The sequence below is a fragment of the Flavobacterium sp. KS-LB2 genome (assembly GCF_036895565.1).
GTDB lineage: Bacteria > Bacteroidota > Bacteroidia > Flavobacteriales > Flavobacteriaceae > Flavobacterium.
Genome location: NZ_CP145904.1, coordinates 3,189,347 through 3,202,778 on the forward strand (window position 1 = coordinate 3,189,347; position 13,432 = coordinate 3,202,778).

Annotated in this window: 10 protein-coding genes; 5 read left to right on the plus strand and 5 right to left on the minus strand. The window is 34.9% G+C overall.

Features of this window, described 5'->3' with window-relative positions:
- Positions 1-26: 26 nt before the first annotated feature.
- From V5J73_RS13685 to V5J73_RS13695, 3 genes are all read right to left on the minus strand, one after another.
- Positions 27-2,915 carry a T9SS type A sorting domain-containing protein gene (locus tag V5J73_RS13685; RefSeq protein ID WP_338646530.1) on the minus strand — a complete coding sequence of 963 codons (2,889 nt, stop codon included), beginning with the start codon at positions 2,913-2,915 and terminating at the stop codon, positions 27-29.
- Positions 2,916-3,309: 394 nt separating this feature from the next.
- On the minus strand, positions 3,310-4,536 hold the full coding sequence (odhB, locus tag V5J73_RS13690; protein ID WP_338646531.1) for a 2-oxoglutarate dehydrogenase complex dihydrolipoyllysine-residue succinyltransferase: 1,227 nt from the start codon (positions 4,534-4,536) through the stop codon (positions 3,310-3,312).
- A 96-nt stretch (positions 4,537-4,632) separates the two neighbouring features.
- Entirely contained in the window at positions 4,633-7,404 is a 2,772-nt protein-coding gene (locus V5J73_RS13695; RefSeq protein WP_338646532.1) for a 2-oxoglutarate dehydrogenase E1 component, read from the minus strand.
- Between the two features lie 119 nt (positions 7,405-7,523).
- Between V5J73_RS13695 and V5J73_RS13700 the strand changes: the two genes are divergently transcribed.
- A complete protein-coding gene (locus tag V5J73_RS13700) occupies positions 7,524-8,066 on the plus strand; it encodes a hypothetical protein (RefSeq protein WP_338646533.1) in 543 nt (180 codons plus the stop codon).
- Between the two features lie 22 nt (positions 8,067-8,088).
- On the opposite strand, the gene V5J73_RS13705 is transcribed toward V5J73_RS13700, so the two are convergent.
- Both V5J73_RS13705 and V5J73_RS13710 read right to left on the minus strand, forming a co-directional pair.
- The gene (locus V5J73_RS13705; RefSeq protein WP_338646534.1) at positions 8,089-8,475 is read right to left on the minus strand and encodes a hypothetical protein; all 387 of its coding nucleotides are present in this window, start codon (positions 8,473-8,475) and stop codon (positions 8,089-8,091) included.
- A gap of 121 nt (positions 8,476-8,596) precedes the next feature.
- Entirely contained in the window at positions 8,597-9,571 is a 975-nt protein-coding gene (locus V5J73_RS13710; protein ID WP_338646535.1) for a polyprenyl synthetase family protein, read from the minus strand.
- Positions 9,572-9,766: 195 nt separating this feature from the next.
- Here V5J73_RS13710 and V5J73_RS13715 point away from each other — a divergent pair, with 195 nt between their 5' ends.
- The 4 genes from V5J73_RS13715 (at position 9,767) to V5J73_RS13730 (ending at position 13,421) form a co-directional block, all read left to right on the plus strand.
- On the plus strand, positions 9,767-10,288 hold the full coding sequence (locus V5J73_RS13715; RefSeq protein ID WP_338646536.1) for a YceI family protein: 522 nt from the start codon (positions 9,767-9,769) through the stop codon (positions 10,286-10,288).
- A gap of 125 nt (positions 10,289-10,413) precedes the next feature.
- Entirely contained in the window at positions 10,414-11,010 is a 597-nt protein-coding gene (locus tag V5J73_RS13720; RefSeq protein ID WP_338646537.1) for a TetR/AcrR family transcriptional regulator, read from the plus strand.
- 3 nt (positions 11,011-11,013) lie between these two features.
- Entirely contained in the window at positions 11,014-12,354 is a 1,341-nt protein-coding gene (locus V5J73_RS13725; protein WP_338646538.1) for a TolC family protein, read from the plus strand.
- Positions 12,355-12,359: 5 nt separating this feature from the next.
- Entirely contained in the window at positions 12,360-13,421 is a 1,062-nt protein-coding gene (locus V5J73_RS13730; protein WP_338646539.1) for an efflux RND transporter periplasmic adaptor subunit, read from the plus strand.
- Positions 13,422-13,432: the final 11 nt, after the last annotated feature.

Sequence of the window (13,432 nt, forward strand, 5' to 3'; positions counted from 1 at the left end):
TACTTCTACTACAAACCTCAACAAATTTATTCTTTAATCATTTTAGTGGTAATTACTTTTCCGTCAACATTCGTTTTAACGATATAAACTCCTTTTGAAAGTTCATTAGTTTGAATGGTTACAGCATTACTTTTTGGATTTTTAACCAAAACTTCCTGACCCAAAAGAGTATAAACACTTACTTTTTCGATAGCACTATTGGCTTCAATGGTCAAATAATTAGTAACTGGATTTGGATACATCATCACTTTTGATGTTTCAAAATTAGCAACCCCTAAATTAGCAACTGTTTTACTAAAATACACATTATCAATATAAACGGTTCCTGCTGGTGCACCAGACAGTACTAATTGAGCAATGTGTCCTTTGGTTGTTAAACCCGTAAATTCTGAAAATGGGATATCATAACTGTTCCATCCCGATAAATTAGGCGTACGCGTTACTTCAAACTCTACATCATCTCCTCCTTGGTACACGCCATTGGCACCAAAATCAACTAATTTAACTCGAAAAGCGGTCAAATCAGGTGTCCATACATCAATATGGAAATACAGCATTTGTGTAGCGTCTATCGTTCCTGTAGCGTCTACTCCAAAATAATTCAAATTCGTATATTTCTTAGTATCATTTCCAGCAATTTGCATATCTGTCAAAGTACTTCCAACTGACCAATCTGTTCTCCAAGTCGTGACAGGAACATTTGTGTAAGTATTACTAAACATAGATATAACATTTGCTGCCGGCGTTGTAGGTATTGGTGCAGCAACAGTAGGTTCTGTTGGCGCGACTACTACGGTTGATTTATAGAAGTAAAAATTATCTAAATACACTGTTGTTCCTGATGGTGTAGATGACAAACTCATTTGAAATACATTGCTAAAGTTTATCCCTGGAAAGTTAGCAGCATTTAAAATCACATCAAAGCTATTCCATCCTGCTGCAATTGTTAAAGTCACTCCAGATTCTACAGGACCAGGATTTATAAGATTAATTTTTACCGAAGTGGCACTTGAAGACCATAAATCAACATGCATTTTAGTCATATCAGAAAGATCAAAGACCTCAGCACCTGGTAATGTTATTCCTTGATAATTAAAATTACTTAGTTTTCTTGTGTTATTAGTTGCAATAAGCTCATCTGTCACATCTGTAGACTGACCCCAACATTTACACCAATCTCCCGCTTTATAAACCGCATAAGCTTCACTATAAATAGATTTCACATCAGTTGCAACTCTCACTGGAGGTGTTGGAGCAGCTTCAGTAGGTGCTGTTGCCGCAACTGGAGCAGTTATTTTTGCAGAAAAAGTAATATTATCCACATAACAGACATGATCAGCCGATCTTGTAGTTCCTTCAGGGATAAAATCAGGAAACACAATGATTTGATCAATTCCGGTAGAAACACCTTCGCCTATTTTCCCGGCAAAGTTGAATGTCAACTCCTCCCATTCGTTTATTTTAGTATTAGTAACGGTAATTTCTCCCGTAGAACCACCATCAGGTCGTGCTAATTTAATACCCACTTTACTGATGACATCTTTATATACCATCATTTTAATAGTACTGTTCGTTTCATTTAATGTAAAAGTACCAATCCCATTAGTACCAGAAGCATGAGCCGTTTCAAAACCAGTATACCAGGCGCCTGCAACCAAAGCAGTAAATTTAGCTGCTGTATTAGACGTATTGATTCCTGTTTTGTCAGGGTTTGATGCCAATAATGAAGCAGTTGATCCTCCTGAAGGATTATCAAAAGAAGTCAAAACCCAAGTAGATCCATATTCCCCTGTTTCAAAAGTAACGGGTGCGTATGGGGCTGTAGCCGGAGGAGCTACTATAGCAACTTTATTAAAATAAACATTATCTATAAAGATTGTTCCTGGTGAACCCGAGAAAACAAACTGTGCAATATGCGCTTTTGTCGTAAGTCCTGTAAATTCTGAAAGCGGAATTTCTAGGCTGTTCCAACCACTTAAAGTTAAAGTACGAGTTATTTCAAACTCCTTATCATCGCCACCCTGATAGGCACCATCAGCACCAAAATCAACTATCTTCACTTTGAATGTGGTCACATCTGGAGTCCAAACATCAATATGAAAGTTAAGCATTGCTGAAGCATCAATTTTATTAGCTTCAGTAATTACCCCAAAATAACTTAAGTCAGTATATTTTTTAGTGTCATTTCCAGCCACTTGAATATCTGACAAAACATTTCCAGATTGCCCCCAATCCGCTCTCCAATTATCAACTGTAACATTAGTGTAAGGATTACTAAATAAAGAAATAACATCAGCAGCAGCTACTGTAGGTGTTGGTGCAGCTATTATTGGAGTTGTAGCTGCGGGTTTTGCAGAAAAAGTAACATTATCAAAATAACTAGTAGTTTCAGCAGTTCTCGCATTAAAATCTAAAAAGAAGATAATTTGATCAATATTGATGGTTTCAAACAACCCTATTTTCCCTGAGAAGTCAAATGTCAATTCTTCCCATTCGTTAATTTTAGTGTTAGCCACTTTAATTTCTTGTTGCGCACCACCATTTGCTATTGCAAATTTGATGGCCACATCACTAATAACAGATTTATAGACCATTATTTTAATTATGCTATTGGAAGTACTCAAAGTAAAAGTACCAATACCATTTGCTCCAGAAGCGTGGGCTGTTTCAAATCCGGCGTATGGAGCCGCACCTGAAACCGTTGTTCCAGCTATAAATTTCCCTACCGTTGCTGAACTGTTAATTCCGCCTGGAAATGGATTAGGAACTTTAGAATATCCAGCTCCACTTCCATTTTCAAAAGTGGCAAATGACCATGTAGAACCGAACTCTCCGTTCTCAAAGGTTATTGGTGCGTTTTGTGAAAACCCTATTGAAAAAACCAATAGGAAAATGAATAAAGTAATGTTCTTCATAATTTTGAGTTTATAGTTATTCTCAAATTTATGAATCTATTGTATTGTGATTTTAAATTATAAGTATCTAAAAACTATACAACACCCCAAAGAAATCCTACTATCAAAAATAACAGTAAATAGTACTGCAACTGAGGCTTAGCTCTATTTTACAAGACACTAATAAAGAAAAACAAAACTTCATTACACTACGATGTTGTGGTAATGTTATGGTGAATTCCTATTTCAATCACTTTATTTTTAAATAAAACATAATTTATTATTAAATAAAAAACCATAATCACAAAAAAATACAGAAATAAATACATAATTATAAGTGAGATTACTTAAAAAAATCCCGCAATGTAATTAAACAAGGCGGGATTAAATAACACTATATGTTTACTAAGCAATATTACAACTCCAATGCTTTTTTAGGATTGTTATCCATCAATAATTCCATTGGATTTTCTAACGCTTCTTTTACAGCTACTAAGAAACCAACAGACTCACGACCGTCAATAATTCTATGGTCATAAGACAACGCTACATACATCATTGGGTGAATTTCTACTTTACCGTTTACAGCAATTGGACGCTCAATAATATTGTGCATACCCAAAATTCCTGATTGTGGAGGATTGATAATTGGCGTAGATAACATACTTCCAAAAACACCACCGTTAGTAATCGTGAAGGTTCCTCCAGTCATATCATCTACTGTGATTTGTCCGTCACGTGCTTTTAATGCTAATCTTTTAATATCTGCTTCAACCCCACGAAAAGTCAAGTTCTCTGCATTACGAACTACAGGAACCATTAATCCTTTTGGCCCTGAAACCGCAATTGAAATGTCACAAAAATCGAAAGCAATCTTATGATCACCATCCATCATTGAATTTACATCTGGAAATAATTGCAATGCTCTAGTTACTGCTTTGGTAAAGAAAGACATGTATCCTAAACCAATTCCACCATGTTTTGCCTTAAACGCATCTTTGTATTCGTTACGAATCATATTGATTGGCGTCATGTTTACTTCGTTGAAAGTAGTCAACATGGCTGTTTCGTTTTTGGCAGCAACTAATCTTTCTGCTACTTTACGACGCAACATCGATAATTTAGTTCGCTCTGTTCCACGAGATCCACCAGTAGGAGTTCCCATTGAAGGCACTGCATTTACAGCATCATCTTTAGTAATTCTTCCGTCTTTTCCAGTTCCTGTTATGGAAGCTGGTGCTATATTTTTTTCGTCTAATATTTTTCTTGCCGCTGGAGATGGAGTTCCTGAAGCGTAAGTTGCTGCTGGAGCTACTGCTACTGGAGTCGCTTTTGGAGCTTCTGCTTTAACTTCAGCTTTTGGAGCTTCAACTGCAGCCACTGGCGCGTCACCTGACGGTTTTGCTGCACTAGTATCGATTAAACAAACTACCGCTCCTACTGCTACTGCATCGCCTTCTTCTGCTTTTAAAGTAATGATTCCGCTTGCTTCTGCTGGCAATTCTAATGTTGCTTTATCAGAATCAACCTCAGCAATTGCTTGGTCTTTCTCTACATAATCTCCGTCTTTTACCAACCAAGTTGCAATTTCAACTTCTTTTATAGATTCCCCTGGTGATGGGACTTTCATTTCTAAAATCATCTTTCTTTTAGTTTAAAGTTTAAAGTTAAATCATTTAAAGTTTAAGGTTTAAAGTTCTACAAATGGGACTTTAAACCTTAAACTTTAAACTTTTTTCTATCTAAATAAATTTTTATCAAACACCATTTTTATGGCATCAGCATGACGGCGTTTTGCTCTGGTGTAACTTCCTGCGGCCGGAGCTGCATAAGCCTTAAGAGAAGCTAATCTCCATTTTACTAGATCAAAATTCATCAACATATAGCTGTAAGCGCCCATATTTTTTGGTTCTTCTTGTGCCCAAACGTAATCATCGGCATCTGGATATTGCGCTATAATTGCTTTTAATTGCTCAACAGGCAATGGGAATAATTGTTCTATCCTAACAACTGCGACATCTTTACGTCCATTATTTTCTCTTTCAGCGATGATGTCATAATAAAATTTACCAGTACAGAAAACCAATGTTTTCACATCTGCTTTGTTTACAGTTGCATCATCAATTGTTTCTTGAAAACTTCCGCTTGCTAACTCTTCTACTGTAGAAACACATCTTGGATCACGCAACAAACTCTTTGGTGTAAAGACAACAAGTGGTTTACGGAAAGTTGTTTTCATTTGTCTTCTTAACAAGTGAAAGAAGTTGGCTGGCGTTGTACAATCGGCAACATACATATTATGTCTGGCGCAAAGTTGTAAATAACGCTCCATTCTTGCTGAGGAATGCTCAGCTCCTTGGCCTTCGTATCCGTGTGGCAATAGTAAAACAATTCCGTTTTGATTGTTCCATTTGTCTTCTCCACAAGAAATGTATTGATCAATCATAATTTGGGCTCCATTACTGAAATCTCCAAACTGTGCTTCCCAAATGGTTAAAGCATTAGGATTAGCTAATGCATATCCGTAATCAAAACCAAGTACGCCATATTCTGACAAAAGAGAATTAAAAATATTGAATTTTCCAGTAGCTCCTTCTAAATTACTTAGCAAGGTTACTTCTTCTTCAGAATCTTCTACTTTCACTACTGCGTGGCGGTGAGAGAAAGTTCCACGCTCCACATCTTGGCCAGAAATACGGATGTCATACCCTTCTGTCAAAAGAGAACCGTATGCTAATGTTTCAGCAGTACCCCAATCTACGGCGTTGTTATCGTAACCGGTTTTTCTATCAGAGACAATTTTACTTATCTTATTGATAAATTTCTTGTCTGTAGGTAAAGTTGAAACCGTTTTTATAATAGAATCTAGCGTTTCTTTTGAAAATGAAGTGTCGTAATTTTGCAACATTTGTGTATCCGTAACCTGCTCAAAACCTTTCCACTCATTTTTCATGAATGGGGTTATGATAGTTAAATCTTTCTTACGGGATTCCTCTAAGTTTACTTCTAACTTAGATTTGTATTCTTGCTCTAATCCTTTTACAAAAGTAGCATCAATTACTCCGTCAGCAAGTAATTTCTCCATGTAAATATCTCTTGGATTCTTATGCTTAGCAATGATTTTATAAAGAACGGGCTGCGTAAAACGAGGCTCATCCCCTTCATTGTGTCCGTACTTTCTATACCCAAGCAAATCGATAAAAACGTCACGCCCAAATTGCATTCTAAAATCTAATGCAAATGACATTGCGTGTACTACTGCCTCAGCATCATCAGCATTGACATGCAATACTGGCGAAAGCGTTACTTTGGCAACATCTGTACAATACGTAGATGAACGCGCATCTAAGTAATTGGTTGTAAAACCAACTTGATTATTAATTACTATATGTATAGTCCCTCCGGTTTTGTAACCGTCAAGTTGCGCCATTTGTATAATTTCATATAAAATCCCCTGACCAGCAATAGCTGCATCACCGTGAACGGCAATAGGCAATACTTTAGAGAAATCGTTAGGGAAATATTTATCTTGTTTTGCTCTTGTAATTCCTTCAATCACTGCGCCAACTGTTTCAAGGTGTGAAGGATTTGGAGCCAAATTGATATTTATATTTTTTCCAGTGCTAGTAACTTTGTCAGCCGTAAGTCCTAAATGGTACTTTACGTCTCCGTCAAAATATTCCTGGTCGTAATCTTTACCATCAAATTCACCGAAGATATCTTGAGTAGATTTTCCAAAAATATTTGCCAAAACATTCAAACGGCCTCGGTGTGCCATTCCCATTACAAATTGTTCAACTCCTTTTTCAGCTGCTTTTTCAATTAAAGCGTCTAAAGCTGGAATGATTGATTCTCCACCTTCAAGAGAAAAACGTTTTTGACCTACATATTTAGTATGTAAAAAGTTTTCAAAAGAAACGGCTTGGTTTAATTTATTCAGAATTGATTTCTTTTCTTCCAAAGAAAATTTAGGTTGGTTGTCATTGACACCTAATTTTTTCTGAATCCACTCTACCACTTCTGGCTTACGAATGTACATGTACTCTACCCCAATATGCTGACAATAAATAGTATCAAGGTGAGTTATAATTTCTTGAAGGGTACAAGGCTGTATATTAATCACTTTTGCCGCATCAAAAACAGTATTTAAATCTGCTGCTGAAAGTCCAAAATTAGTGATTTCAAGTGTAGGAGATGAAGTTCTTCTTTCACGAACGGGATTTGTCTTCGTAAACAAATGCCCTCTAGAACGGTAGCCATCTATTAATTTCAATACATTAAATTCCTTTTGAAGCTTATCTGATACTAAATTAATATCTGAGTTATTTGCTGCAAAATTAGCGATTTGCTCCACCTTGTTTTCCTCATTGTAAGTCGTCATCCCAAAGTCAAAACCTTGAAAAAAACTCCTCCAACTTGGCTCAACGCTATCTGGATTCTCTAAATATTGATCGTATAATTGTGCGAAAAATTCGGTGTGTGCTGCGTTTAAAAATGAAAACCTATCCATAATATTTAGTGAATATACTTTTTTGTTAAAATAGTTTGGCAAAAGTACAATAATAGAATAAATTTATAATTTATTTTAAGATACTTTTACATTGAAAAATGTTAAAAAACTGAAAACTTATGACACAGAATAGCTTTTTAGACGATTCCAAATCAATATTAGTACTCATTACTCTATTTTTTTCAAGTTGTCTCTTTGCACAACAAAATACAACACCTCAGAAAACGCAAAATGAGTTTTGGAGGAATGTGCAATTTGGAGGCGGAATTGGCTTAGGCTTTGGCTCTGGATATACAGACATTTCAGTAGCTCCGAGTGCTATTTATAATTTCAATGAATATGTAGCTTTAGGTGTTGGCCTTCAGTATAAATACTTAAAGCAAAAGGATTTTTATGCATCCCATTTATATGGAGGGAGTATTATAGGTCTTTTTAATCCAATACAAGAAATCCAACTTTCGGCAGAACTAGAGCAATTAAGAGTCAATGTAAATTTAGATGGATCAAATAGCAATTCACAAGATTACTGGAATACGGGATTATTTATTGGTGCGGGATACCGATCTGGAAATGCAACAATTGGGGTGCGTTACAATGTTTTAACGGATAAAAATAATATTTACGGCAGCGCATTTATGCCGTTTATTAGATTTTATTTTTAACTCCGTTAAACTCACAATTATCTTACTCTAATTTTCCAGTTTCTGAAGCACTCGGAGAGGAATACTTATTCCTAAACCATACTTTTTGCCATTCTCTTTTTAGAATTAAAAAAGCAACATCTTCGGACAAAACAACCAAATCAGAACCATCGAGTTTTTTTATTTCTTCTTCGGAAACATCGATTATGTATAGTAAATTGAGGTATTCAGCAAATTTGTATTGAATAAGTCGGTAGATTTTTTCATGAAGCTGTAACTTCAATTCATTAGCAGAAATACTCAAAGGGAAATCAATTGCTTCGTTAGCCAAATTGAAGTCCTTATTCATTTGCTCGATTAATTTCAAATATAAGTTTTCGCCTTCTGCTTCAGTAAGTAGTAAATCGGTGTTTTTTGGAACTATAAACATATCTTTAAAATTTCAATAGCAATAGCAATTTTCAATATTGTTATTATGTACAATTTACTTCTTGTTAAATTTCAAATATCAACTTTCAAAGTCAAAATTACTGTTGATTATTGAAATTGAATTACACTTTCCTTCCCATTAAATTCTCTCCAAAAGCTTTCAGCATTTCTTTTTTATCAGCACTAATATTCATTTGATCCAAGGTTTGAAAAGCCTTAAAAGTAAAATCCTGTATCGCTTCTTGTGTTGCTTTTGAAGCACCTGAGCTGTCAAAAAGTTCTTTTACCGTTTTAATTTTTTCAGTATTGTCCTCTGGTTGAATGGAGAACAATCGTCTCAATTCCTTTGCTTCCTCATCTTTTGAAAAAGCAACTGCTTTAAGATACAAATATGTTTTTTTATTTTCAATTATATCACCACCAACTTGTTTTCCAAAGGTTTCAGGATCACCAAAAGCATCTAGAAAATCATCTTGCAACTGGAAAGCCAAACCTAAATTCAGTCCGAAATCATAAATTAAATTTGCATTTTCTTCTGAAGTTTCTGCAATAATCGCTCCCATTTTCATGGCTGCAGCTACCAAAACAGCGGTTTTATATTGAATCATTTTAAGGTATTCTGGAATGGTAACATCATTTCTTTCTTCAAAATCGACATCCCATTGTTGACCCTCACAAACTTCTAGCGCTGTTTTGCTAAATAACTTGGCTAAATCCCGAAAAATAATAGGTTCATATTGTTCAAAATATTGGTACGCTAAAATCAGCATCGCATCACCCGACAAAATTCCGGTGTTGACATTCCATTTCTCGTGAACCGTTTCCTGTCCTCTTCTCAATGGCGCATCATCCATAATGTCATCATGCACTAATGAGAAATTATGAAAGACTTCAACAGCAAGAGCAGCTGGCAACGCTTTTTTATAATCCGCATTAAAAACCTCGGCGCTCATTAAGGTAAGCACAGGACGCATTCTTTTACCTCCAAGATCTAATATATAATGTATGGGTTCATATAGATTTCTAGGCTCTTTGGTTTCATATTGTGATTTCAAATAATCCGAAAGAAACTCTTGATACTGGTAAATAGAATGCATAAATAATTTTTTGGCTAATTTACAGTATTCAATTTGCATTACAAACTCCGATTTACTATCAAATGTTAAATAAATCAAAATACATTGGAAACTATTTTAGTATTCGAAGTTTCCTTATTACTTTTGCAAACGAAAATTTAACATTTACGATTTATTCTATTCTTAAAATAAATTCCAAATACAACGCAACGAATTATGAAAACAAAGTGGACAGTTGACTCCAATCAATCAGATGTTCTTATAAAAATGAGACACTCAATAATTGCTTATTTGGCCGGTTCCATCAATAAATTTAACGGACATATTGATATTGAGGATAATCAGATAGAAGATGCCTCAATAGAATTCTCTTTGAATGTCAATAATAAAGACGCAAAACTAGAGCAAATAGAAACACAATTAGGATTAAATGACCTATTCGATGTTAGGGAATTCCCAATTATTACCTTCAAATCGACCTCATTTGAAAAAATCAACAAAAACATTAATTTTTTAAAAGGAAATCTAACCATCAAGAACATTACAAAAGTGGTAGAACTTGATGCTGAATTCATAGGATTCAATACTTATGATGGAGATCAAAAAGCTGCTTTTGAAATAACAGGACATATAAATCGTAAAGATTTTGGATTAAACTTTACTTCTTTCCATCAAGCCGGCGGGTTAGCTTTAGGGCAAGATATTAAATTTATGGCCAATTTAGAATTAACGGTTTAATTCAAAGATCAAATGTTAAATAAACTTAAAATTTAAGGAAACTATTTTGGTTTTCAAAGTTTCCGAATTACATTTGCACAAATTTTAACCGTTGTAGTATATCAAACGGGACAACAAAAAAGAAAATGAAAGAGAAAATTATAGCTAAAGCAAAGGAGATGTTTTTGAAACTAGGTTTCAAAAGCATTACTATGGATGATATTGCTGGTGAAATGTGTATATCCAAGAAAACGATTTATAAATATTTTGCCAATAAGGAATTGTTGATACACGAGAGCACACAAGTGCTTCACAAGGAAGTTCACGAAATTATTACCGAAATTATTTCTCGAGATTACAACGCAATAGAAGAAAACTTCCAGATCAGAAAAATGTTTGCTGACATGTTCAAATCTACTGATACTTCTCCTATTTATCAGCTAAAAAAACATTATCCAGAAGTGTATGAAACCGTTTTAGAATACCAAGTTCAAGAATGTGAAAGCTGTTTCAAACAAAATATTGAAAAAGGAATTGCTCAAGGCTTGTACAGAAAAGACATCAATATCGAGGTTTATGTTAAACTTTATTATGCTTTGATTTTTACTATTAATGAAAATACACGCTCCGAAAGAGAAGCTGCTGCCTTAGAAATGGAAGCACTGGAATACCACACCCGAGCAATGGCTACAGCCAAAGGGATTGCCGAATTAGAAAAAAACTTACTTAACCCAATTACTTAAACAATGAAAAAAATCATCATACTATTAACCCTAACATTTGCACTTGGCGCTACTGCACAAGAAGTCAAATCGCTTACGCTGAAAGAAGCCATCAACTTCGCTTTAGAAAATAAAGCCGACGCTAAAAAAGCAAAACTAAAAGTAGAAAACAGTGAATATCAAATTCAGGAGGTACGTTCCAGAGCTTTACCGCAAATTTCTGCCAACGGTAATTTGACTTACAACCCTGTAATACAAACCACTGTAATTGATGGAGCAGGATTTGGACAACCAGGAACAACCATTCAGGCAGCTTTTGGTCAAAAATGGGTTTCAACGGCAGGTGTTTCTTTGACACAAGCACTATTCGACCAAACCGTTTTTACCGGTTTGAAAGCAGCAAAATCTACTAGGGAGTTTTACCAAATCAACGAACAATTAACCGAAGAACAAGTAATTGAACGCGTGGCCAATAATTATTATCAGGTTTATGTTCAAAGACAAAAACTGAGTGTTATTGACAGTATGTATAAAAATACCACTAAAGTAAAAGACATCATTAAAGGTCAGTATGATAATGGTCTAGCCAAAAAAATTGATTTAGATCGAACTTTAGTAAGGATTTCAAACATCAATACACAGCGTCAACAAGTTTTGAATGCAGTTCAAATTCAAGAAAACGCATTGAAATTTTACATGGGAATGCCAATAGAAACTCAAATCGAAATTCCACAAACGGCATTTGAAGTGAGCCCACAATCATTATCAGAAGTTCCAAATACGGCAAACAGAACAGAATATTTACTTTTGAAAAAACAAGAACAGCTTTTATTTTATCAAAAAAAGGCTGTTGAGGCGGGTTATTACCCAACATTATCTTTGAGCGCAGGATACAATTACATTGGTCAAGGTCCAAAAATGCCTATTGGTGGAAAACCATCTGACGGTGTGTATTGGTCAGATTTCTCTTCTATCGGTTTGAATTTAAAAGTGCCCATTTTTACTGGATTTGGAACTCGTGCCAAAGTAAGACAAGCCGATATTGATTTGAGAACTATAAAAGAAGACATCAACGATACCAAATTATCTCTTGATCTGGCTTTCGCCAATGCAAAAACGCAAATTGACAACAGTCTAACCACAATCAACAATCAAAGAGAAAATGCGCAGTTAGCCAAAGAAGTTTTAGAAAACACTAGAAACAATTATGTACAAGGTTTAGCCTCATTAACTGATTTACTAGATGCAGAAAACTCATTGACCGAAGCACAAAACAACTATACATCTGCAATTCTAGACTACAAATTAGCAGAAATACAATTAATCAAATCAAAAGGCGAATTAAAAACACTTATAAATAACTAATAAAAATGAAAAAAAATATACTAATCATAGTCGCAATCGTAGCATCTTTAGCCGGTATCGCATACGTCTTAATGAATAACAAAAAAGAAAACGAAGCAAAAACAGCAATTGTAGCAGAGAAAAATGCCAGTGTTTCGGTAAAAGTTGCAACGGTAAAAATCGAAGAAGTTTCTCTTGATTTTTCTGCCAATGGAAATTTTGCACCATTACAAGAATTAAGTTTTTCTGCAGAAAAACCAGGAAGAGTGGTTCGTGTTTTAGTTGAAGAAGGAGACCGTGTAAGAATAGGACAAACTTTAGCGATTGTAAGAAGCGAACAAATTACGGCTGACTTACAAACTGCACAAGCTTCGTATCAAAATGCATTGACGGATTATGGTCGTTTTGAAAATGCATTCAAAACTGGTGGTGTGACAAAGCAACAATTAGACCAGGCCAAATTGAATTTAGTAACTTCAAAATCAAGATTACAACAAGCAAAAGTTAATATTGGCGATACTAATATAAAAGCTACCATAAACGGAATTGTAAATAAAAAATATATTGAGCCGGGATCAGTTCTTGGTGCTGCAACGCAAATGTTTGACATTGTAAATGTTTCAAAATTGAAGTTGAAAGTAAACGTTAACGAAAATCAAGTTGCAGGTTTAAAAGTAGGCAATACAATTACCGTAAAAGCAAGTGTGTATCCTGATGCTACATTCTCTGGAAAAATTACCTTCATCGCGCCAAAAGCAGATGCAAGTTTGAACTTTCCAGTAGAAATAGAAATTTCTAATAACGCTTCAAATGATTTGAAAGCCGGAATGTACGGAACTGCTGAATTTGCTTCAAACCAACAAAAACAATCGTTGATGATTGTTCCTAGAAATGCTTTTGTAGGAAGTGTGAGCAGCAACGAAATATTTGTAATCGAAAATGGAACTGCTAAACTGAAAACGGTCACTGCAGGAAGAATCCTTGGTGATAAAGTAGAAATTTTAAATGGACTTTCTGATGGTGAAACTGTAATTGTTACAGGTCAAATCAATCTTCAAGACGGATCTAAAGTAGATGTTATTAAATAAGTCGTAAAGTC

Coding starts and splice junctions, on each gene's coding strand:
- V5J73_RS13685 (WP_338646530.1), bottom strand. CDS start 2,915: ATGAAGAACATTACTTTATTCATTTTCCTATTGGTTTTTTCAATAGGG.
- odhB (WP_338646531.1), bottom strand. CDS start 4,536: ATGATTTTAGAAATGAAAGTCCCATCACCAGGGGAATCTATAAAAGAA.
- V5J73_RS13695 (WP_338646532.1), bottom strand. CDS start 7,404: ATGGATAGGTTTTCATTTTTAAACGCAGCACACACCGAATTTTTCGCA.
- V5J73_RS13700 (WP_338646533.1), top strand. CDS start 7,524: ATGACACAGAATAGCTTTTTAGACGATTCCAAATCAATATTAGTACTC.
- V5J73_RS13705 (WP_338646534.1), bottom strand. CDS start 8,475: ATGTTTATAGTTCCAAAAAACACCGATTTACTACTTACTGAAGCAGAA.
- V5J73_RS13710 (WP_338646535.1), bottom strand. CDS start 9,571: ATGCATTCTATTTACCAGTATCAAGAGTTTCTTTCGGATTATTTGAAA.
- V5J73_RS13715 (WP_338646536.1), top strand. CDS start 9,767: ATGAAAACAAAGTGGACAGTTGACTCCAATCAATCAGATGTTCTTATA.
- V5J73_RS13720 (WP_338646537.1), top strand. CDS start 10,414: ATGAAAGAGAAAATTATAGCTAAAGCAAAGGAGATGTTTTTGAAACTA.
- V5J73_RS13725 (WP_338646538.1), top strand. CDS start 11,014: ATGAAAAAAATCATCATACTATTAACCCTAACATTTGCACTTGGCGCT.
- V5J73_RS13730 (WP_338646539.1), top strand. CDS start 12,360: ATGAAAAAAAATATACTAATCATAGTCGCAATCGTAGCATCTTTAGCC.